The sequence below is a fragment of the Streptomyces amritsarensis genome (assembly GCF_001953875.1).
GTDB lineage: Bacteria > Actinomycetota > Actinomycetes > Streptomycetales > Streptomycetaceae > Streptomyces > Streptomyces amritsarensis.
Map to the genome: position 1 here is coordinate 1 of NZ_MQUR01000081.1, position 22,694 is coordinate 22,694.

The 22,694-nt window shown below is 73.2% G+C and carries 16 protein-coding genes; 12 read left to right on the forward strand and 4 right to left on the reverse strand.

Annotation, left to right across the window (positions count from 1 at the left end; all coding sequences use genetic code 11):
* Window positions 1-1,763: chitinase (locus AVW11_RS27335; protein WP_076046329.1), on the forward strand; the 1,763-nt coding region annotated here is incomplete at its 5' end.
* Here the strand turns inward: AVW11_RS27335 and AVW11_RS27340 are convergent.
* The gene (locus tag AVW11_RS27340; RefSeq protein WP_030844424.1) at window positions 1,723-2,508 is read right to left on the reverse strand and encodes a phosphatase PAP2 family protein; all 786 of its coding nucleotides are present in this window, start codon (window positions 2,506-2,508) and stop codon (window positions 1,723-1,725) included. The two genes, AVW11_RS27335 and AVW11_RS27340, sit on opposite strands and share 41 nt — an antisense overlap.
* Before the next feature lie 168 nt (window positions 2,509-2,676).
* Window positions 2,677-4,023 carry a 4-aminobutyrate--2-oxoglutarate transaminase gene (gene gabT / locus AVW11_RS27345; protein WP_030844422.1) on the reverse strand — a complete coding sequence of 449 codons (1,347 nt, stop codon included), beginning with the start codon at window positions 4,021-4,023 and terminating at the stop codon, window positions 2,677-2,679.
* 213 nt (window positions 4,024-4,236) lie between these two features.
* Between gabT and AVW11_RS27350 the strand changes: the two genes are divergently transcribed.
* From AVW11_RS27350 to AVW11_RS27400, 11 genes are all read left to right on the forward strand, one after another.
* Window positions 4,237-6,324, forward strand: a complete 2,088-nt coding sequence (locus tag AVW11_RS27350) for an ATP-binding protein (protein ID WP_076046330.1) — start codon at window positions 4,237-4,239, stop codon at window positions 6,322-6,324.
* A gap of 124 nt (window positions 6,325-6,448) precedes the next feature.
* Complete coding sequence (locus AVW11_RS27355) at window positions 6,449-8,029, forward strand: PucR family transcriptional regulator (RefSeq protein ID WP_030844419.1); 1,581 nt, start codon at window positions 6,449-6,451, stop codon at window positions 8,027-8,029.
* Window positions 8,030-8,172: 143 nt separating this feature from the next.
* A complete protein-coding gene (locus AVW11_RS27360) occupies window positions 8,173-9,618 on the forward strand; it encodes an aldehyde dehydrogenase family protein (RefSeq protein WP_076046331.1) in 1,446 nt (481 codons plus the stop codon).
* Window positions 9,619-9,842: 224 nt separating this feature from the next.
* A complete protein-coding gene (locus AVW11_RS27365; RefSeq protein ID WP_060176921.1) occupies window positions 9,843-11,801 on the forward strand; it encodes an acyl-CoA dehydrogenase family protein in 1,959 nt (652 codons plus the stop codon).
* 94 nt (window positions 11,802-11,895) lie between these two features.
* Window positions 11,896-13,224 carry a serine/threonine-protein kinase gene (locus tag AVW11_RS37525; protein ID WP_076046332.1) on the forward strand — a complete coding sequence of 443 codons (1,329 nt, stop codon included), beginning with the start codon at window positions 11,896-11,898 and terminating at the stop codon, window positions 13,222-13,224.
* Window positions 13,225-13,245: 21 nt separating this feature from the next.
* Window positions 13,246-14,499, forward strand: a complete 1,254-nt coding sequence (gene dxr / locus AVW11_RS27375) for a 1-deoxy-D-xylulose-5-phosphate reductoisomerase (RefSeq protein ID WP_060176923.1) — start codon at window positions 13,246-13,248, stop codon at window positions 14,497-14,499.
* Window positions 14,496-15,797: a M50 family metallopeptidase gene (locus AVW11_RS27380; protein ID WP_060176924.1), complete on the forward strand. Its 1,302-nt coding sequence runs from the start codon at window positions 14,496-14,498 to the stop codon at window positions 15,795-15,797. Before dxr ends, AVW11_RS27380 begins: the two co-directional genes overlap by 4 nt.
* Before the next feature lie 176 nt (window positions 15,798-15,973).
* Complete coding sequence (gene ispG, locus AVW11_RS27385; protein WP_037833047.1) at window positions 15,974-17,131, forward strand: flavodoxin-dependent (E)-4-hydroxy-3-methylbut-2-enyl-diphosphate synthase; 1,158 nt, start codon at window positions 15,974-15,976, stop codon at window positions 17,129-17,131.
* Between the two features lie 255 nt (window positions 17,132-17,386).
* Window positions 17,387-18,232: a GNAT family N-acetyltransferase gene (locus AVW11_RS27390; protein ID WP_030844404.1), complete on the forward strand. Its 846-nt coding sequence runs from the start codon at window positions 17,387-17,389 to the stop codon at window positions 18,230-18,232.
* 62 nt (window positions 18,233-18,294) lie between these two features.
* Window positions 18,295-18,837, forward strand: a complete 543-nt coding sequence (locus AVW11_RS27395; RefSeq protein ID WP_030844401.1) for a GNAT family N-acetyltransferase — start codon at window positions 18,295-18,297, stop codon at window positions 18,835-18,837.
* Between the two features lie 44 nt (window positions 18,838-18,881).
* The gene (locus tag AVW11_RS27400; RefSeq protein ID WP_076046333.1) at window positions 18,882-20,585 is read left to right on the forward strand and encodes a proline--tRNA ligase; all 1,704 of its coding nucleotides are present in this window, start codon (window positions 18,882-18,884) and stop codon (window positions 20,583-20,585) included.
* A gap of 122 nt (window positions 20,586-20,707) precedes the next feature.
* On the opposite strand, the gene AVW11_RS27405 is transcribed toward AVW11_RS27400, so the two are convergent.
* Window positions 20,708-21,691: a slipin family protein gene (locus AVW11_RS27405; protein WP_076046334.1), complete on the reverse strand. Its 984-nt coding sequence runs from the start codon at window positions 21,689-21,691 to the stop codon at window positions 20,708-20,710.
* An 85-nt stretch (window positions 21,692-21,776) separates the two neighbouring features.
* Window positions 21,777-22,679 (reverse strand): aminoglycoside phosphotransferase family protein, encoded by a 903-nt coding sequence (locus AVW11_RS27410; RefSeq protein ID WP_030844395.1) that lies wholly within the window; start codon window positions 22,677-22,679, stop codon window positions 21,777-21,779.
* Window positions 22,680-22,694 lie beyond the last annotated feature (15 nt).

A 22,694-nucleotide genomic window follows, 5' to 3' on the forward strand; every position in this document is an offset into this window, starting at 1 on the left:
CCGGCTTCCTCGCCGCGGGCCCGCCGGCCGCGGCCGCCGACGCCGACCTCGTCCGCAACGGCGGCTTCGAAGCCGGACTCGACGGCTGGAGCTGTTCGGCCGGCAGCGGCACGCCCGTCACCGCCCCCGTCCACGGCGGCGCCTGGGCCCTCCGCGCCACCCCCGCCGGCCAGGACAACGCCCGCTGCTCCCAGACCGTCACCGTCAAGCCCGACTCCACGTACACGCTCGCCGCCTGGGTGCAGGGCGCGTACGTCTACCTCGGCGCGAGCGGCACCGGCACCACCGACGTGTCGGCATGGACGCAGAGCCCGGGCGCCTGGAAGCAGCTGACGGCCACCTTCCGCACCGGCCCGTCCACCACCTCGGTGACCGTGTACACCCACGGCTGGTACGGCCAGCCCGCCCACGTCACCGACGACGTCACCCTGGTCGGCCCCGACCCCGGCGGCCCCGGCGGGCCCCAACTCCCGGCCGCCCCCACCGGCCTGACCGCCTCGGCGGCCTCGTCGAGCTCGGTCCTGCTGTCCTGGACGGCGGTGCCCGGCGCCACCTCGTACACCGTCCACCGGGACGGCGCCGCACCCCTGCCGGTCACCACCGCCCCCACCGCGGTGACCGGCCTCGCCGCCTCCACCACGTACACCTTCCGGGTCAGCGCGGTGAACGCGGCGGGCGAGTCCCCGCGGAGCGCCCCCGTCACCGTGACCACGGGCAGCGGCGGAGGCGGGGGCGGCGGACTCCCCGCCCACGCGCTCGTCGGCTACCTGCACACCAGCTTCGCCAACGGCTCCGGCTACGTCCGCATGGCAGACGTGCCCGCCTCCTGGGACGTCATCAACCTCGCCTTCGGCGAACCGACCTCGGTGACCTCGGGCGACATCCGCTTCCGCCTCTGCCCGGTGGCGCAATGTCCGAACGTCGAATCGCCGGCCGAGTTCAAGGCGGCCGTGAAGGCGAAACAGGCCGCCGGCAAGAAGGTGCTGATCTCCATCGGCGGCCAGAACGGCCAGGTCCAGCTCCCGACCACCGCCGCCCGCGACACCTTCGTCTCCTCCGTCGCCCAGATCATCGACGAGTACGGCCTCGACGGCCTCGACATCGACTTCGAGGGCCACTCCCTCTCCCTGGCCGCCGGCGACACCGACTTCCGCAACCCCACCACCCCGGGCATCGTCCACCTGATCTCCGCCGTGAAGGCACTGAAGGCCCGCTACGGCCCCGGCTTCGTCCTGACCATGGCCCCGGAGACCTTCTTCGTCCAACTGGGCCACCAGTTCTACGGCTCGGGCCCCTGGGGCGGCCAGGACGCGCGTGCCGGCGCCTACCTCCCGGTCATCCACGCCCTGCGCGACGACCTCACCCTGCTCCACGTGCAGGACTACAACTCCGGCCCGATCATGGGCCTCGACAACCAGTACCACTCCATGGGCGGCGCGGACTTCCACATCGCCATGACCGACATGCTGCTCACCGGCTTCCCGGTCGCCGGCGACACCGCCCGCGTCTTCCCGGCCCTGCGCCCCGACCAGGTCGCGATCGGACTGCCCGCCACCACCCACGCGGGCAACGGCCACACCCCGCCGGCCGAGGTGGCCAAAGCCCTGAACTGCCTGACGAAGAGCACCGACTGCGGGACCTACCGGACCCACGGCACCTGGCCGGGCCTGCGCGGCCTGATGACCTGGTCGATCAACTGGGACCGCTTCGGGGGCTGGGAGTTCAGCCGGAACTTCGACGCGTACTACGGCAGGACCGCCTGACCGCCAGCAGCAGCGGCGTGCACATCAGCAGGCTGGCCAGCACGTCAAGCGGCCAGTGGAACCCCCGCAGCACCAGCCCGGCGGCCGTCGCCCCCGTGAGCACCAGGGCGGCGGCCGCCGGCCACACCCGGCCCGCGTACGGCCGCAGGAGCAGGGCCGCGCCCGCGTACGCCACGAAGGCCGTCGCGGTGTGACCCGAGGGGAAATAGCCGGCGGCCCACGGCTCCAGGGGGCCGGGACGGGCGGTCCACGCCTTCACCGGGACGACGAGGACCGGCACCAGGGCCATCGCCACCACGGCGGCCGCGGCGCCGCGGCGGTTGCCGCGCCGGACGGCGTACCCGGCGGCGAGGAGCAGCACCGGCAGGGCGACCGGGACGTTCCCGAGATCGGAGAGGGCTTCGGTGACCGCGTCGGGGACGGCGCGCACGAGCGCGGCGCTCAGCCGGCCGTCCCAGGACAGCAGCGGGCCCCGCACCAGGACCTGCCAGGTGATCAGGGCGAAGAGGACCGCGCAGAGCGCGGAGACGGCGAGCTCGCCGAGAAGGGTGGCCGGCCGTCCCGGAACAGGGGGGATGGTTCCGGGACGGCCGCCCGGACCGGGTTGCCGCACGCCCCGGGGGGTTTGGGGCGGTCGGCCGTCCGATCGGTGAGGAGTGTGCGCGAACGCATGCCCGGTACGGCGCTGGGGAAGCCCGGTACCGGTATCGCCCCCGGTTTCCCGGGAGCGGGCTGTTTCACTCATCTGCAGAAACCGTACGGCAGCGAAAGGGGGACCGACAGCAGGAACGCGCTCCCGCCATCGGCCCCCCACAGCTTCTTCACAGCGCCCGCCCGTTACCGCCGGTACACGGGGCGTGTGCTGCGCTCGCACGTTCTAGACGTTCGAGCAGGCGGTCGTACCGACCAGGGCTCAGATGTCCGTGCCGATGGCCGCGAACGCGGCCTCGATCAGGTCCAGGCCCTCGTTCAGCAGGTGCTCGCCGATGACGATCGGCGGGAGGAAGCGGAGCACGTTGCCGTAGGTGCCGCAGGTGAGGACGAGCAGGCCCTCGGCGTGGCAGGCCTTGGCGAGCGCGCCGGCCGCCTCCGGGAAGGGGGTCTTGGAGACCGGGTCCTTGACCAGCTCGATCGCGATCATGGCGCCGCGGCCGCGGATGTCTCCGATGATCTCGTACTTCTCCTGCATGGCCGACAGGCGGGCCTTCATGATGGACTCGATCTTCTTCGCCTTGGCGTTGAGGTCGAGCTCCTTCATGGTCTCGATGGAACCGAGCGCACCGGCGCACGCCACCGGGTTGCCGCCGTACGTGCCGCCCAGGCCGCCCGCGTGGGCGGCGTCCATGATCTCGGCGCGGCCGGTCACGGCGGCGAGCGGCAGACCGCCCGCGATGCCCTTGGCGGTGGTGATCAGGTCCGGGACGATGCCCTCGTCCTCGCACGCGAACCACTGGCCGGTGCGGCAGAAGCCGGACTGGATCTCGTCGGCGACGAAGACGATGCCGTTCTCGTTGGCGAACTTCACGATCGCCGGGAGGAAGCCCTTGGCCGGCTCGATGAAGCCGCCCTCGCCGAGGACCGGCTCGATGATGATCGCGGCGACGTTCTCGGCGCCGATCTGCTTGGTGATCTGGTCGATCGCCTGGGCGGCGGCCTCGGGGCCGCAGTTCTCGGCACCGGTGGGCCAGCGGTAGCCGTAGGCGACCGGGACGCGGTAGACCTCGGGGGCGAACGGACCGAAGCCGTGCTTGTACGGCATGTTCTTCGCGGTCAGCGCCATGGTGAGGTTCGTACGGCCGTGGTAGCCGTGGTCGAAGACGACGACGGCCTGGCGCTTGGTGTACGAACGGGCGATCTTGACGGCGTTCTCGACGGCCTCGGCGCCGGAGTTGAACAGGGCCGACTTCTTGGCGTGGTCGCCCGGGGTCAGCTCGGCGAGGGCCTCGCAGACCTCGACGTAGCCCTCGTACGGAGTGACCATGAAACAGGTGTGGGTGAAGTCGGCGAGCTGCGCGGAGGCGCGCCGCACGACGGCCTCGGCGGAGGCGCCGACCGAGGTCACGGCGATGCCGGAGCCGAAGTCGATCAGCTGGTTGCCGTCGACGTCCTCGATGATGCCGCCACCCGCGCGGGCCGTGAAGACGGGCAGCACGGAGCCCACGCCACCGGCCACGGTCTGCAGGCGGCGGGCCTGCAGCTCCTGCGACTTGGGGCCGGGGATCGCGGTGACGATCTTGCGCTCCTGCGGGACAGCAGTCATAGAGGGCTCCTGGGGGGTGTTTTCGGACGCACTTGTGTCTTTGTCCGCAGGCTAGGCCCGGGAGCGGCGGTCCTGCATGCTCCGTTCGGTAGTGATCTCAGCGTGTCCTTGTCCGCGACGGCCATAGAGCTCCGTCATTCGCCCCCCCGCCCGCCGCCGACCACTACATTGAGCGACGCAGCAGCGCAGGAACGGTCAGGGGGCAGGGGTTTCATGGACACCGACGGCACGCGCGAGACGCGCCCGACCCGCGCCGGGCACATCCCGAGACCCGCCGCCCCGCCCAAGCCGTCCCACGCGCCGACGGCCGGGCCGACGCTCGCGGAGTGGCTTCGGGTTCCGCGCTCCTCGGACGGACCGGGCGTATGGACGTACGGGCACGTGCCGCGGGCCGCCGAGGAGCCCGAGGTGACCCCCCTCCGCCAACTCGTCAGCGGGGCTCTGATCGCCCTGCTGGCAGGGCTGTTGCTGTGGTCCCTGCTGTGGAACGGCTACCTCGGCGGCTTCTGGCTCTGGCCCCTCTACATGTTCACGCCCGACTCCTGGGCGGGAACCGTGCCGGCGGTCGTGGCCTCCTACACCTGGTACGCCATCGTCGCCACCATCCTGATCGTCGGCTTCGGACGCCTCGGCCGGTGGCCCGAACTGCTGCGCCGGCTGCTCAGCAGCCGGGCCGTGCAGCCCCTGCACCCCGCCGAATCCGCCCCCCAGGCCGGCGGTGACGACGATCCCGTGCGGTGGCCGCAGTTGCGGGGGGCCGGGCTTTCGGAGGCGGCCGACCGGCTCGAAGGGGAGGCCGGGAGTGGGCGGATGAACGACGTCGACTACGCCCGGATCCGGCGGGCGTGGGACTCCGTCCGCGTCGACCCCTCCCGCATGCGGGCCTTCGCCGACTCCGTCCGCGACAAGGGCGCCGCGGCTTGCGTGCACCCCTCGGGCGACCGCGACCTGCCCGTGCGGGCCGCCCGGCACGATCTGCTGGCCCGGCAGGTGCTGCTCGGCACCGTCGAGGACGGCGTCCGCAACCCCTACGCCCGCCGCGGCACCTCCCTCGCGCTCGACCCCGACGTGCTCGGCACCTCCCTGCTCGCCGTCGGCCCGTCCGGGGCCGGCAAGACCCAGCGCCTGGTGCGGCCCGTCGTGGAGTCCCTCGCCCTCCAGGCGCTCGCCGGCCAGGCCGCCGTCGTCGCCGTCGGCGCGGCCGGCGCCCAGCTCGGGCCGGACGCCGCCTACGACGTCGTCGTCCGCATCGGCGACCCCGCCTCCGTCTACGACCTCGACCTCTACGGCGGGGCCACCGACCCCGACGAGGCCGCGACCCTGCTCGCCGAGGCCTTCGTCGGAGACGTCCCCGGCGTCGACGTCCGCCGGGCGGCCACCGCGCTCGCCCAGCTCCTCGGGCCGTTCCGGACGGCGTACGGCCGCTTCCCCGCCGTGCCCGAGCTGCGCGAGCTGCTCGACCAGGTCCCGGCCGCCTTCGACGCCCTGCGCCGCGAGCTCGCCGCCGACGGTCCCGCACACCACGCGATGCTGCGCGAGCTCGACGCCCGCACCCGCCAGCACGGGGCGCACGGCGACCCCGGCCCGGCCCTCGCCGACCGGGTCGCCCTGCTGGACCGGCCCGCGTTCGCCGGCTTCTTCGACACCACCGGCCAGGGCCGGCCGTTCTCGCTGCGCGCCCTGGAGCACCCGATCCGGGTCCGCGTCGACCTCCCCGAGCGGGGGCACGCCGACGCCTCCCGGATGCTGGCCAGGCTGCTGCTCGCCCAGTTCAACGCCGCCGCGGCCGCCCGCGCCGACCGCTCCCTCTTCGCCTTCCTGGCCTTCGACGACGCCTCGCACACCCTCACCCCCGAGACCGTGCGCGGCGTCCAGCGGCTGCGGTCGGCGCACGCGGGTGTCCTGCTCACCCTGCGCTCGCTGGACGACGTACCGGAGGCGCTGCGCACGCCCCTGCTCGGGGCGGTCGGCTGCCGGATGGCCTTCTCCGGTGTCACCACCTGGGACGGCAAGCGCTTCGCCGAGGCCTGGGGCACCGAGTGGGTGGAGACGCGCGACGTCACCCACCGCACCGTCTTCGCCGACCAGCCGCTCACCCGACTGATGCACTCCTTCCGCAAGCTCGTCACCGGCAAGGCGGTCACCACGGACGCGGTGACCGTCCGGCAGGTGGAACGGGAGCGCTGGTCCGCCTCGGACCTGGCGCACGCCGTGCCGCCGGGGCACGCGGTGCTCTCGCTCACCTCCGTGAAGGGGGAGCGCGCGGCACCGCTGCTGGTCCGGCTGGCCGGAACGGCCTGACCCGCGCCTCGACCCGTACGAGGTGGCAGAATCGAGGGGAGTCGTTCGTACGACACGGCGAAAAAGCGTCGACGGCTCCGCCTCCCCGCCGTCCCCTCCCGCTTTCGAAGGCTCCTGGTAACCGATGCCGCTGACCCTCGCCTCCCTCGTCCAGCACTCGGCGCTCAAGCTCAGCGTCCGCGCGGGGGAGGGCCGGCTGGACACCCCAGTGCGCTGGGCCCACGTCAGCGAGCTCGCCGACCCCGTCCCCTACATGGAGGGCGGCGAACTGCTCCTGATCACCGCGATGAAGCTGGACGCCGACGACCCGCAGGAGATGCGGGCCTACGTACGCCGCCTCGCCGCGGCCGGAGTGGTCGGCATCGGCTTCGCGATCGGCGTCAACTACGAGGCGGTCCCCGACGCGCTCGTGGAGGCGGCGCGCGCCGAGGACATGCCGCTGCTGGAGGTGCCGCGCCGGACGCCCTTCCTCGCCATCAGCAAGGCCGTCTCCGCGGCCCTCGCCGCGGACCAGTACCGGGCCGTCACCGCCGGTTTCGAGGCGCAGCGGGAGCTGACCCGTGCCGCGCTCTCCGCCGACGGCCCCGCCGAGCTCCTCGCGAAGCTCGCGGCGCACGTGCACGGCTGGGCGGCGCTCTACGACACCTCGGGCGCGGTCGTGGCGGCCGCCCCCGACTGGGCCGCGCGCCGCGCCGCCCGGCTCACCCCCGACGTGGAGCGGCTGCGGGAGCGGCCCGCGCCGGCGAGCGCCGTGGTCGGAGGCTCCGAGGACCGCGTCGAGCTCCAGTCCCTGGGCACCGGCCGGCGGGCGCGCGGGGCGCTCGCGGTCGGCACCGGCGCCCCGCTGGGCACCGCCGAGCGGTACGCCGTCCACTCCGCGGTCGCGCTGCTGACGCTGACCACCGAGCGGTCGCGGTCGCTGCACGACGCCGAGTCCCGGCTGGGGGCGGCCGTACTGCGGATGCTGCTGGCGGACGAGCCCGACCACGCCCGTGCCGTGGCCGGCGACCTGTACGGGTCCCTGCTGGACGCGCCGTTCCGGCTGGTCGTGGCCGAGCCGGCGCTGGCGGGGACGGCGCAGCCGGAGGGCCTGGCCCTGCTGAGCGACGCGGTGGAGTCCGCGGCCGCCCGCACCGGGGAGGCGCTGCTCGTGGTCCCGGAGCCCGGGCGGCTCGTGGTGCTCGCGTCCGACGCAGGCGCGGCCGTCCAGGCGTGCACCGCTCACGCGGAGGCCCTGGAGGCCCGGCGCGGCCGGGACGCGGCCGGCCCGGAGCCCGACGAACTGGTGATCGGGCTGTCCGCCCCCGCCGGGCCGGGCGGTGTCGCGGCGGCCCTGAAACAGGCCGACCAGGCCCTCGCCGTGGCCCGTCGGCGCGGGCGCCCGATGGTGGAGCACGAGGAGATGGCGGCGGGCTCGGTCCTGCCGCTGCTGGCCGACGACGCGGTGCGGGCCTTCGCGGACGGCACCCTGCGCGCGCTGCGCGAGCACGACGCGACGGGACGCGGGGACCTGGTGGCCTCGCTCCAGGCCTGGCTCTCCCGCCACGGCCAGTGGGACGCCGCCGCCGCCGACCTCGGCGTGCACCGCCACACCCTGCGCTACCGGATGAAGCGGGTCGAGGAGATCCTCGGCCGCTCCCTGGAGGACCCGGACGTCCGCATGGAGCTGTGGCTCGCCCTCAAAGCCACCTCCACTCCCGGCTAGGGCGTGTTCCGCGGGCGACAGTGACAAAGCGGCGCGACTTCGACGGCGGGTACTACACCCCGGATAAACGCCGAATCCCCCGCGGAGTCCTACGGTGGAGGGGTCAGGACCCACCGCACACTTCTCGAAGGGCCGGGATTCGCATGACTTCCACCCACGCCTTCTGGCTCGCCGGCCGCCAGGCCGCCGGCGAGGACAGCTTCGACGTCCACTCCCCGTGGGACGGCCGACTGGTCGGCAAGGTCAGCGTGCCCACCGACGAGCAGGTCGAAGAGGCCGTGGCCGCGGCGTACGCCGTGACGGCGGAGTTCTCCGCGACCCCCGCCCACGTACGGGCCGCCGCCCTGGACCACGTGTCCAAGCGGCTCGTCGAGCGCACCGAGGAGATCGCCCAGCTGATCTCCGCGGAGAACGGCAAGCCGATCAAGTGGGCCCGCGGCGAGGTCGGCCGTGCGGTGTCGGTGTTCCGCTTCGCCGCGGAGGAGGCCCGCCGCTTCAACGGCGGCGAGGCCCAGCGCCTCGACACCGACGCCGGCGGCGTCGGCCGTCTCGCGCTGACCCGCCGCTTCGTCAAGGGCCCGGTCCTCGGCATCGCGCCGTTCAACTTCCCGCTGAACCTGTGCGCCCACAAGGTGGCCCCGGCCATCGCCGTCGGCGCGCCGATCATCCTCAAGCCGGCCCCGGCCACGCCGCTGTCCGGCCTGATCCTGGGCGAGCTGCTCGCCGAGACCGACCTCCCGGCCGGTTCCTGGTCGGTGCTGCCGGTCGCGAACGACAAGATGCCCGCCCTGGTCAAGGACGAGCGCCTGCCCGTCATCTCCTTCACCGGCTCCGACACGGTCGGCTACGCCATCCAGCAGTCGGTGCCCCACAAGCACTGCACCCTGGAGCTCGGCGGCAACGCCGCGGCCGTGGTCCTCGACGACTGGTCCTCCGACGCCGACCTCGACTGGGCCGCGACCCGTATCGCGACCTTCTCGAACTACCAGGCCGGCCAGTCCTGCATCTCCGTGCAGCGCGTGATCGCCGACGCCTCCGTCTACGACCGCCTCGTCGAGAAGGTCGTCGCGAAGGTCCAGGCGCAGGTCACCGGTGACCCGAACGACGACGCCACCGACGTCGGCCCGCTCGTCTCCGAGGCCGCCGCCCAGCGCGTCGAGTCCTGGGTCGACGAGGCCGTCTCCGCCGGCGCCAAGCTGCTCACGGGCGGCAAGCGCGAGGGTGCCTCGTACGAGCCCACCGTCCTCGCGAACGTCCCCGACGGCGTCAAGCTCGCCACCGAGGAGGTCTTCGGCCCGGTCCTGACGCTGCTGCGGGTCGAGAACACCGACGAGGCCTTCGCCGCGGTGAACGACTCGAAGTTCGGCCTGCAGACCGGCGTCTTCACCCGCAACGTCCAGACCGCGTTCCGCGCCCACCGCGAGCTCGAGGTCGGCGGCGTGATCATCGGCGACGCGCCGTCCTACCGCGCCGACCAGATGCCCTACGGCGGCGTCAAGCAGTCCGGTGTGGGCCGCGAGGGCGTCCGCTACGCGATGGACGACTACACCTACGAGCGGGTCCTGGTCCTGACCGGCCTCGACATCTGATCTCGTACGGCCCACAGAGCCGACGGCCGGAGCCTACTGTGCGGGGGCTCCGGCCGTCCCCCTTTTCCCGGCCGGCCCCGGCTCCGGCCCCCGCCCCCGGGCACGGCGATTCCCCCGACTGGTCCGCCCCGGCTTTTCCCGCGGAGCCGGGCGGGGTACGACTCACAGGTAGCACCGGCCAGTAGGCCGGTACCACCGACTCCGGCGGCGAGGTGAGCCCCCTCATGTCCGCAACACAGCCCGTACAGCCAAGCGGCACACAGCCCAAGGTCACCGAGCGCGAGGCACGACAGGTCGCGGAAGCGGCCCGGGAACAGGACTGGCGCAAACCCAGTTTCGCCAAGGAACTCTTCCTGGGACGGTTCCGGCTCGACCTGATCCATCCCCACCCGCTCCCCACCGACGAGGACGTCCGCCGGGGCGAGGCCTTCCTGGCCCGGCTGCGCGAGTTCTGCGAGACCCGTATCGACGGCGCCCTCATCGAGCGCGAGGCGAAGATCCCCGACGAGACCGTCCGCGGCCTCAAGGAGCTCGGCGCCCTCGGCATGAAGATCGACCCCAAGTACGGGGGCCTCGGCCTCACCCAGGTCTACTACAACAAGGCGCTCGCCCTCGTCGGCTCGGTCAGCCCGGCCATCGGGGCGCTGCTCTCCGCCCACCAGTCGATCGGTGTGCCCCAGCCCCTGAAGATGTTCGGGACGCAGGCGCAGAAGGACGCCTACCTGCCGCGCTGCGCCACCACCGCCATCAGCGCCTTCCTGCTCACCGAGCCCGACGTGGGCTCCGATCCCGCGCGCCTGGCCACCACCGCGGTCCCGGACGGCGACGACGCCTACATCCTCGACGGCGTGAAGCTGTGGACCACCAACGGGGTCGTCGCGGACCTGCTCGTGGTCATGGCCCGGGTGCCGAAGTCGGAGAACCACCGCGGCGGGATCACCGCCTTCGTCGTCGAGGCCGACTCGCCCGGCATCACCGTCGAGCACCGCAACGCCTTCATGGGCCTGCGCGGCCTGGAGAACGGCGTCACCCGCTTCCACCAGGTCCGGGTCCCCGCCGACCAGCGCATCGGCGCCGAGGGCGCGGGCCTCAAGATCGCCCTCACCACGCTCAACACCGGCCGGCTCTCCCTGCCCGCCATGTGCGTCGGCGCCGGCAAGTGGTGCCTGAAGATCGCCCGCGAGTGGTCCGGCGTACGCGAGCAGTGGGGGCGTCCGGTCGCCAAGCACGAAGCGGTCGGCGCCAAGATCTCCTTCATCGCCGCCACCACCTTCGCCCTCGAAGCGGTCGTCGACCTCGCCTCCCAGATGGCCGACGAGGACCGCAACGACATCCGCATCGAAGCCGCCCTCGCCAAGCTCTACGGCTCCGAGATGGCCTGCCTGATGGCCGACGAACTCGTCCAGATCCGCGGCGGCCGCGGCTTCGAGACCGCCGAGTCCCTGGCCGCCCGCGGCGAGCGCGCCGTCCCCGCCGAGCAGATGCTGCGCGACCTGCGCATCAACCGGATCTTCGAGGGCTCCACCGAGATCATGCACCTGCTGATCGCCCGCGAGGCCGTCGACGCCCACCTGTCGGTGGCCGGCGACCTCATCGACCCCGAGAAGGCACTCGGCGACAAGGCCAGGGCCGGCGCCCGCGCCGCCGGGTTCTACGCCCGCTGGCTCCCCAAGCTGGCCACCGGCCCCGGACACGTCCCCGGCACCTACCGGGCCTTCCACCCCTCCGGCCACCCCGACCTCTCCCCCCACCTGCGCTATGTGGAGCGCAGCGCCCGCAAACTCGCCCGGTCCACCTTCTACGCCATGTCCCGCTGGCAGGGCCGCATGGAGACCAAGCAGGGCTTCCTCGGCCGGATCGTCGACATCGGCGCCGAGCTCTTCGCGATGAGCGCCGCCTGCGTCCGCGCCGAGCACCTGCGGGCCTCGGGCGAGCACGGCCGCGAGGCCTACCAGCTCGCCGACGCCTTCTGCGAGCAGTCCCGGCTGCGCGTCGAGGAGCTCTTCGGCCGACTGTGGTCCAACACCGACGACCTCGACCGCAAGGTGGTCGCCGGCGTCCTGTCCGGGACGTACGCCTGGCTGGAGGAGGGCGTGCTCGACCCCTCGGGCGACGGCCCCTGGATCGCCGACGCCGCTCCCGGCCCGTCGAACCGGAAAAACGTGCACCGCCCCATCCGCTGACCTGCGATCATCGCCGCACGTCGGACAGACGTACGAGGATGAGTACGTGTGCGGACCCGGCACACGTACGAGCACAGCACGAGGCGGACGAACCATGCCGACGGCCGAGCAGGACCGCACCAGCCGACGGCTGGCCTGGTGCGTGGCGCACCTGCTGCGCCACGCACCGGACCACGTCGTCGTCGACATGACCCGCCGGCTCGACCGGCAGACCCTGAAGTACCTCTGCCGCGACGAATGGCTGGCGGCCTCCACCGTCACCCTGCTGCTGCGCCACGGCGCCGCCGCCGACCGCGGCTACATCGCCCGCAACCCCCGCGTCGTGGGCCGGCCGCTGCCCGGCCTGCCCGGGCCGGCCCGCTACGCGCGCCGCCGCACACCGCCCGAGCTGCTGCCCCTCCTGCGCGCCGAACTCGGTCGGGACCCCGAAGCGGAACCCCTCACCGCCGCCGAGCTGATCGCCCTGCTGCGCCGGCACGGCCGCCGCAGGCCGCGGGTCCCCCTGGACATCCTGGCGCTGCCCCACGAGGCCGATCCCGGGTCGCTGCTCGCCGAGCACACCCGCCTGCCGCTGCCGGCCGGCTCCGTCGAGGCCCTGCTGCTCGCCGCCGACCTGCCCCGGGAGACGGCCTGCGGGCTGCTCGCCGCGGCCGCGGCGCCCGCGGACGGCCGCTCCTGGCACCGGCCCGCCGTCCGCGCCGTACGGATGGGCCGGCTCACGCACGAGGAGCTCGTCGCCCACGTCGCCCCCGCCCGCCGCACCCTGCTCCTCGGGCACCTCCCCGCCCGCCGCTGCCTGCGCTGGACCCTGCCCGAGCAGGCCGGCATGCAGACCGCCGTGATGCGGGCCCTGCGTCCGCTGGGCGACGACCCGCGCCTGTGGGCGGAGCTGCTGCGGCACGCCCCCGCACACCCCGGCCCGCTGCCCGCGCTGGTGGCCGGCATCGTCGACGGGACCCTGCCCGGACCGGACGGTGCGCGGGAGCCGGACCCCGAGCTCGCCAGGGCGGTGCGCCACCTCGCCCCGACCGCCGCCGAGCCCTCCGGGGACGTGGAGCGCGAGCTGGCCCTCGCGAGCCTCGCCGTGCCCATGGAGAGCGTGGAGGAGGACATCCGCTGGGTGCGCGACTGCCTCGACCGCGGCCTGCTCACCGGCGTCGACGTGATCCGGCACAAGCTGCCGGCCTGCTGGGCCCTCGACGAGGACCACTGGCTCGGCGAGGTGGACCACCCCGACCGGCACGACCACCCCGGCGCCGTCCTCGCCGCCCACGCCGAGGCGTACCGGCTGCTCACCCTCGCCCTCGGAGAGGACCCGGAGGCCTGGTGGCGCACGGCCCGCACCCTCCCCGACTTCGCCGGGACGCTCCCGCACCTCCTCCTGCGGGTCACGGAAGGGGGCTCCGTGTCGGGCCGTCCCTGACTTGCGGCAACAATGGGGGGCATGAGCGACCGTCCAGCCCCCCTCGCCGACCCGCACCTCCTCTTCGATGCCGCGGCCGGCCGCCGGGACATCGTGATCCTCGGGTCCACCGGCTCCATCGGCACCCAGGCCATCGACCTCGCCCTGCGCAACCCGGACCGGTTCCGGGTCACCGCCCTGTCCGCCGCCGGCGGCCGGGTGGCGCTGCTGGCCGAGCAGGCCCGGCTGCTGCGGGTCGAGAAGGTGGCCGTCGCCCGTGAGGACGTCGTACCGGTTCTGAAAGAGGCGCTGAGCGCCCAGTACGGCCCGGGCGAGGCCCTGCCGGAGATCCTCGCCGGGCCGGACGCCGCGACCGAGCTCGCCGCCTCCGCGTGCCACACCGTCCTCAACGGCATCACCGGATCCATCGGCCTCGCGCCGACCCTCGCCGCCCTGCGGGCGGGCCGCACCCTGGCCCTGGCCAACAAGGAGTCGCTGATCGTCGGCGGCCCGCTGGTCAAGGCCCTCGCGAAGCCCGGCCAGATCATCCCCGTGGACTCCGAGCACGCGGCGCTCTTCCAGGCACTGGCCGCCGGCACCCGCGCGGACGTGCGCAAGCTCGTGGTGACCGCCTCCGGCGGGCCCTTCCGCGGCCGCACCCGCGCCGAGCTGGCCGAGGTCACCGTGCAGGACGCGCTCGCCCACCCCACCTGGGCCATGGGCCCGGTGATCACCGTCAACTCGGCGACGCTCGTCAACAAGGGTCTGGAGGTCATCGAGGCGCACCTGCTCTACGACATCCCGTTCGAGCAGATCGAGGTCGTGGTCCACCCGCAGTCGTACGTGCACTCGATGGTGGAGTTCACCGACGGCTCCACGCTCGCCCAGGCCACCCCGCCTGACATGCGCGGCCCCATCGCGATCGGCCTCGGCTGGCCCTGGCGGATCCCGGACGCGGCCCCCGCCTTCGACTGGACCAAGGCCTCCACCTGGGAATTCTTCCCGCTGGACACCGAGGCCTTCCCCGCCGTGGGCATCGCCCGGCACGTGGGCGCCCTCGGCGGCACCGCCCCGGCCGTGTTCAACGCCGCGAACGAGGAGTGCGTCGAGGCGTTCCTGGCCGGTCGGCTGCCGTTCACAGCAATCATGGATACGGTCTCTGCCGTGGTCGATGAGCACGGGACACCGCAGTCGGGAACCTCCCTGACCGTCCAGGACGTCCTTGAAGCAGAGGCCTGGGCCCGGGCCCGGGCGCGGGAGATGGCGGCGCGGGCCGCCGCGGAGGCGCGCGCATGACACTTCTGATGACCGTGCTCGGAATCGTGATCTTCGCGGTCGGCCTGCTGGTCTCCATCGCGTGGCACGAGCTGGGGCACCTCTCCACGGCCAAGCTGTTCGGCATCCGCGTGCCGCAGTACATGGTGGGCTTCGGTCCGACCATCTGGTCGCGGAGGAAGGGCGAGACCGAGTACGGGATCAAGGCCATCCCCATGGGCGGCTACATCCGCATGATCGGGATGTTCCCGCCCGGCGAGGACGGCAAGGTCACCGCCCGGTCCACCTCGCCGTTCCGGTCGATGATCGAGGACGCGCGCTCCGCGGCCTACGAGGAGCTCCAGCCCGGCGACGAGACCCGGCTCTTCTACACGCGCAAGCCGTGGAAGCGCGTGATCGTGATGTTCGCCGGCCCGTTCATGAACCTGGTCCTGGCCGTGGCGATCTTCCTCACCACCCTGATGACCTTCGGGCTGAACACCCAGACCACCTCGGTGGCCACCGTCTCGGACTGCGTCATCCAGCAGAGCGAGAAGCGCGACAAGTGCCTGCCCGGCGACCCGGCCGCACCCGCCCGGGCCGCGGGCCTCAAGGCGGGCGACAAGATCGTCGCCTTCAACGGCCGCCCCGTCGACGACTGGTCCGCCCTGCAGAAGGACATCCGCGCCACCGTCGGACCCGCCACGATCACCGTCGTCCGCGCCGGCGAGCGCCTCGACCTCACGGCGAACCTGATCGAGAACAAGGTCGCCAAGACCGACGACAGCGGCAATTACGTCAAGGACGAGTACGTCACCGCGGGCTTCCTCGGCTTCGCCCCCGCCTCCGGCTACGTGCCGCAGTCCTTCGGCCAGTCCGCCGAGCGCATGGGGGAGATGATGGAGGCCGGCGTGCAGTCGCTGGTCGCTCTTCCCTCCAAGGTCCCGGACCTGTGGAACGCGGCCTTCAACGGGGCCGAACGGGAGCAGGACAGCCCGATGGGCGTCGTCGGCGCGGCACGCGTCAGCGGTGAGATCTTCGCCCTCGACATCCCCGCCCAGCACCAGCTGGTGTTCTTCCTGAACCTGCTGGCCGGCTTCAACCTCTCGCTGTTCCTCTTCAACATGCTGCCGCTGCTCCCGCTCGACGGCGGGCACATCGCCGGCGCCCTGTGGGAGTCGCTGCGGCGGGGCGTGGCACGCATCTTCCGCCGCCCCGACCCCGGCCCGTTCGACGTGGCGAAGCTGATGCCCGTCGCGTACGTGGTCGCGGGCCTGTTCATCTGCTTCACCCTGCTGGTGATGGTCGCCGACGTGGTGAACCCCATCAAGATCACCTAGCCCTCGCGGCGATCCGCACAGGGCCGACGGGAGCCGGGCACGCATCGTGCCCGGCTCCCTACGTTCGGGTGGTACGCCCCCTCGGATGCACGGGGCGTGCCGTGCTTGGCGTAATCTCGAAGCCTGGAGCCCGCCGATCTCGGGACCTTGATCCACACCTTGGGGTTGCACAGCAGATGACTGCCATCTCTCTCGGAATGCCGTCCGTGCCGACGAAGCTTGCCGACCGCCGGGTCAGCCGCAAGATCCAGGTCGGTTCCGTGGCCGTCGGCGGCGACGCGCCCATCTCGGTGCAGTCGATGACCACGACCCGCACCTCCGACATCGGCGCCACGCTCCAGCAGATCGCCGAGCTCACCGCCTCCGGCTGCAACATCGTCCGCGTCGCCTGCCCGACGCAGGACGACGCCGACGCCCTCGCCGTGATCGCCAAGAAGTCGCAGATCCCGGTCATCGCCGACATCCACTTCCAGCCCAAGTACGTGTTCGCGGCGATCGACGCCGGCTGCGCCGCGGTCCGCGTGAACCCGGGCAACATCAAGCAGTTCGACGACAAGGTCAAGGAGATCGCGAAGGCCGCGAACGACGCGGGCACCCCGATCCGCATCGGCGTCAACGCCGGCTCCCTCGACGCCCGCCTGCTGAAGAAGTACGGCAAGGCCACCCCCGAGGCGCTCGTCGAATCCGCGCTGTGGGAGGCCTCCCTCTTCGAGGAGCACGGCTTCAGCGACATCAAGATCTCGGTCAAGCACAACGACCCGGTCGTCATGGTCAACGCCTACCGCCAGCTGGCCGCGGCCTGCGACTACCCGCTGCACCTGGGCGTCACCGAGGCCGGCCCCGCCTTCCAGGGCACCATCAAGTCCGCCGTCGCCTTCGGCGCCCTGCTCTCCGAGGGCATCGGCGACACCATCCGCGTCTCCCTCTCCGCCCCGCCGGCGGAGGAGGTCAAGGTCGGCATCCAGATCCTGGAGTCCCTCAACCTCAAGCCGCGCCGCCTGGAGATCGTCTCCTGCCCCTCCTGCGGCCGCGCCCAGGTCGACGTCTACAAGCTGGCCGAGGAGGTCACGGCGGGCCTGGAGGGCATGGAGGTCCCGCTGCGCGTCGCGGTCATGGGCTGCGTCGTCAACGGCCCCGGCGAGGCCCGCGAGGCCGACCTCGGCGTCGCCTCCGGCAACGGCAAGGGCCAGATCTTCGTGAAGGGCGAGGTCATCAAGACCGTCCCCGAGTCGAAGATCGTCGAGACCCTCATCGAAGAGGCGCTGAAGATCGCGGCCCAGATGGAGGCCGACGGCGTCACCAGCGGCGAGCCGACCGTCGCCATCGGCGTCTGACCGCCCCGTCCGGCGCACCGCCCACACCCTTCCCGTCCGCCGGCGAGCAGGGCACGCCGTCCCCGCGCCGCGCCCCCGCGCGGCGCCGGGAATGCGTCGGCGGTCTCTGCCGAGCGCGCCGCAGGCGTCCGGCCCCGGCCCCGTTCCCGCAGTTCGGGAGCGGGGCCGGGGCCTTTTCGTGACCTGCGGACGCGGCATCGTCCGGCGCCGCCGGGTACAGTGCGGAGATCAGCAGACTTGCATGGTGAGGCCCCAGTGTTGACGCAGACCACCACCCGGGTCCTTGAGCCCAGTGATCTCGACGCCGCGCTCGACATCCTCGGACGCGAGCCGGTCGAGAACGCCTTCGTCACCTCCCGGGTCCAGGTCGCCGGACTCGACCCCTGGCGTCTGGGCGGCGAGATGTGGGGCTGGTACGCCGACGGCGAGCTCCGCTCGCTCTGCTACGCCGGAGCCAACCTCGTCCCCGTCTGCGCCGAGCCCGACGCCGTACGCGCCTTCGCCGACCGGGCCCGCCGCACCGGCCGCCGCTGCTCCTCCATCGTCGGCCCCGCCGCGCCCACCCGGCAGCTGTGGCAGCTTCTGGAGCCCAGCTGGGGCCCGGCCCGCGAGGTCCGCGCCCACCAGCCCCTCATGGTCATCGACCGCCCGTCCACCACGGTCGAGCCGGACCCGCAGGTCCGCCGGATCCGCAAGAACGAGATGGACCTGATCATGCCCGCCTGCGTGGCCATGTTCACCGAGGAGGTCGGCGTCTCGCCGATGGCCGGCGACGGCGGCCTGCTGTACCAGGCCCGCGTCGCCGAGCTCGTCGCCGGCGGCCGCTCCTTCGCCCGCGTCGAGGACGGCAAGATCGTCTTCAAGGCGGAGATCGGCGCCGCCACCCCCCGCGCCTGCCAGATCCAGGGCGTCTGGGTGGCCCCCGAGTTCCGCGGCCGCGGCCACTCCGAGACCGGGATGGCCGCCGTCGTCGAGTACGCGCTGCGCGACGTGGCACCCGTCGTCAGCCTCTACGTGAACGACTACAACACCGCCGCGCGGGCCGCCTACCGCCGGGTCGGCTTCCGTGAGGTCGGCGCGTTCATGAGCGTGCTCTTCTGAACCGGCGGGATACCGGGGCCGCGGCATTCCGGCGCACCCTTACCGCGAAGTAAGGTCACCGCATGCTGCCTTCCGGTGTCCGTATCGGCCCCCTCGACCTCGCCGCCCGGGTGGACGAGGCCCTGCGCGTGCAGGCCGTCGCCTTCGGCCTCAGCGAGGAGGAGGTCGGCATCCGGCGCTACATCGTCCAGCGCCACATGACCTGCAAGGGCGCCCGCGCCCTCGGGGCCTTCGCGGAGGACGGCGCGCTCACCGGCTTCGTGTACGGGATGCCGAACGACCGCACCCACTGGTGGTCCACCATCGTCGAGCCCTACCTGCGGGCCGGCGGGCACGAGGACTGGCTCGACGGCTCCTTCGTCATCACCGAACTGCACGTCCACCCCGGCTTCCAGGGCCACGGCATCGGCCGCGCCCTGATCACCACCCTCACCGACGCGGCGTCCGAGCCCCGCTCGATCCTCTCCGCCATCGACACCGAGAGCCCCGCCCGCGGCCTCTACCGGGCCCTCGGCTACGTCGACCTCGCCCGCCAGGTGCACTTCCCGAGCGCGAGCCTCCCGTACGCCGTGATGGGCGCCACCCTGCCGCTGAACAGGCCCTGAAAACGGGTTAACGGGCTCCCTCGGAGCCCCGGTAGCCTCCCGGCATGTCCACACACCACGTACAGCGCATGTCCCGCCTCATGGCCAAGACCCTCCGCGAGGACCCGGCCGACGCCGAAACCCTCAGCCACCGGCTCCTGGTCCGCGCCGGATACGTCCGGCGCAGCTCGGCCGGCGTGTGGACGTGGCTGCCGCTCGGCAAGCGGGTCCTGGACAACGTCAGCCGTGTCGTCCGCGAGGAGATGGACGCCATCGGCGCCCAGGAGGTGCTGCTCCCGGCGCTGCTGCCCAAGGAGCCGTACGAGGTCAGCGGACGCTGGTCGGAATACGGCGACCTGCTGTTCCGGCTCAGGGACCGCAAGGGCGCGGACTACCTGCTCGGCCCCACCCACGAGGAGATCTTCACCCTGGTGGTGAAGGACCAGTGCACCTCGTACAAGGACCTGCCGGTCATGCTGTACCAGATCCAGACCAAGTACCGCGACGAGGCGCGGCCCCGGTCGGGCGTGCTGCGCGGCCGCGAGTTCCAGATGAAGGACTCGTACTCCTTCGACGTCTGCGACGAGGGACTGGAGGAGTCCTACCGGCTCCACCGCGAGGCCTACGTCCGCATCTTCGAGCGGCTGGGCCTGGACCACCGGATCGTGTCCGCGGTGTCGGGGGCCATGGGCGGATCGGCGTCCGAGGAGTTCCTGGCCCCGGCCGAGGCGGGCGAGGACACCTTCGCGGACTGCCCCTCCTGCGACTACGCGGCCAACACCGAGGCCGTGACCTTCGCGCTGACCCCCGTCTCCGCGGAACACCCGCCGGCGGAGGAGGTGGACACCCCCGACACCCCGACGATCGAGACCCTCGGTGCCCACCTGGGGGTGCCCGCCTCGGCGACGCTGAAGAACCTCCTGGTGAAGGTCGACGGCGAGATCGTGGCCGTGGGCGTACCCGGGGACAGGGAGGTCGACCTCGGCAAGCTGGGCGAGCACCTGGCCCCCGCGGTCGTCGAGCTCGTCACGGCCGAGGACTTCACGGACCGGCCCGACCTCGTACGCGGCTACGTGGGCCCGCAGGGCCTGGAGAAGGTCCGCTACCTGGCCGACCCGCGGGTCGCGCCGGGCACCGCCTGGGTGACCGGCGCCAACAAGGCCGACACGCATGCCCGCAACGTGGTCTGCGGCCGGGACTTCGAGGTGGACCGGTACCTGGACGTGGTGGTCGTGGAGCCGGGCGACCCCTGCCCCTCCTGCGGGACCGGCCTCCGCCTCGACCGCGCGATCGAGATCGGCCACATCTTCCAGCTCGGCCGCAAGTACGCGGACGCCTTCGGGCTGGACGTACTGGGCCGCGAGGGCAAGCCCGTGCGGGTCACCATGGGCTCCTACGGCATCGGCGTCTCCCGCGCGGTGGCGGCCCTGGCCGAACAGACCGCGGACGAGCGCGGGCTGTGCTGGCCGGCGGCCGTGGCCCCGGCCGACGTCCACGTGGTGGCGGCGGGCAAGGCGGTGCCGCTGGCCCTGGCGGAGGAGGCGGCGACGGCCCTGGCCGGCTCCGGCCTGGGGGTCCTGCTGGACGACCGCGCGGGCCTGTCCCCGGGCGTGAAGCTCACGGACGCGGAACTGATCGGCGTGCCGTGGATCCTCGTGGCGGGCCGCCGCTCGGCCGACGGGGTGGTCGAACTCCAGAACCGCGCCACGGGCACCCGCGAGGAACTCCCCCTCACCGAAGCCCTCGGCCGCCTGACGGCCACGGCCTGACGGCCACGGCCTGACGGCCACCCGTCCCACGCCGCTCGCGCGCCGCGGGACCTCGGTGGGGCCGGGGGCCTTCGGAGGACGGGGCCGGCCGGGGCCGGGTCCTCCCCCCTCGGTCACGAGGGCTACGGCGGGGACTCGTCCGGGAACGGCGCCGGCTCCGCGGCCGCCGGGTCCAGGGCCGCGGCCCCCTCCGTCCTCGCGGGGTCCACCGCGGCCGGCTCCTGCCGCGCCCGGTCGACGGCCGGCGGGCCGTCGGTCCCCGCGCCGGCGACCTCGGCCGGCCCGGGGCCTTCGGAAGCCGGGCCGGCCGGGGCCGGTTCCTCCCGCGCGGGCGCCGCCGCGGGCGGCGGGGCGGCGCGCTCCAGGAAGCGCAGCAGCTCCACCGGGAACGGCAGTACCAGCGTGGAGTTCTTCTCGGCGGCGACCGCCACGACCGTGTGCAGCAGGCGCAGCTGGAGCGCCGCGGGCTGCTCCGACATGACCTCCGCCGCCTCGGCGAGCTTGTGCGACGCCTGCAGCTCCGCGTCCGCGTTGATCACGCGGGCCCGGCGCTCACGGTCGGCCTCCGCCTGCCGGGCCATCGACCGCTTCATCGTCTCCGGCAGGGACACGTCCTTGATCTCGACCCGGTCGATCTGCACCCCCCAGCCCACCGCCGGGCTGTCGATCATCAGCTCCAGGCCCTGGTTGAGCATCTCCCGGTTGGAGAGCAGGTCGTCCAGATCGGACTTTCCGATGATCGACCGGAGCGAGGTCTGCGCCATCTGGGAGACGGCGAAGCGGTAGTCCTCCACCGCCACCACCGCGCTCGCCGGGTCGACGACCTTGAAGTACACGACAGCGTCCACGCGCACCGTGACGTTGTCCCGGGTGATGCCCTCCTGCGCGGGCACCGGCAGCGTCACGATCTGCATGTTGACCTTGCGGAGCCGGTCGATCACGGGAACGATCACGGTGAAGCCCGGAGGGCGTATCTCATCCCGCAGCCGGCCGAAGCGGAAGACCAGGCCCCGCTCGTACTGCTTCACCACGCGGGCCGCGGCGCCCATGTAGACCACGGCACCCACGCCCGCGGCGACCACCGCTGTCAGCAGCTCTTCGACCATCACGGCCCCCTGCCGGACATACCTTCCTACCTACGGTATGCCCCACTTCGTGCCAGGGCGATCAGACCGGATCCCCCCAGGCCCCCTACAGCCAGGAGGCGAACTCCAGCAGGAGCTCCGCGTCCCGGCGGCGCCCCGCGGCCAGGGCGCGGTTGCCCGACTCCACCGCCCGGAAGAGCGTCCAGCCCCGCAGCCGCTCCCGGTCCACGTCCAGCGCGTCCGCCAGCCTGTTCACCCGGCGCCGGGCGCCGGCCGCGCCCGCCGAGGAGGCCACCTGGTCCTCCAGCCGGTCCCGGACCAGCCGCGCCAGGTCGTACGCCCGCTCGCCGACCAGCGGGTCGGGGCCCACCGTCAGCCACGGTGCCCGTTCGCCCGCCAGGACCTTGCCCTGCCGAAAGTTGCCGTGCAGCAGCAGTTCCTCCGGCGGGGCCGCCACCAGCTCCTCGCGCAGCGCCAGGGCGGTGTCGGCGAGGGCCCGGGCCTCCGCCGGGGCCGCCCGCAAGGCCTGCGACTGCCGCGCGGTGCGCTCGGCCGCCGTCTCCCAACCGTGCCCGGCCGGCGGCGCCACCCACAGCCGCCGCAGCGTGCCGCTGGCCTCCAGCAGCGCCTTCGCCTCCGGCAGCGACCGCAGCGACACCTCCGCGTGCAGCCGCTCCAGCAGCAGGGCCCCGTCCTCCTCGTGGTGGCGGGTGTCGAGGACCCGTACGGCGCCGAAACCGCCCCAGTGCGCCAGCGCGGCCAGCTCCCGGTCGGGCCGGGCGTGCGGAGGCGCCAGTTTCAGGACGGCAGGGGTGCCGTCCGCGTAGGCGACGAGGACGACCAGACTGCTGCGGCCGCCTGGGGCCTGCACCCGCCGGGCCCGTACGCCCCGCCGGGCGAGCGCGGCCTCGGTGAGCTCGGGCAACTGCCCCAGCCAATCCGCGTCCTGCGCCGTCTCCGGCATCTCGCCGAGCGCCCGTACAAGCCGCTGCGGCGGTTCGAAAGCCATGCGTGCGTGGTCCCT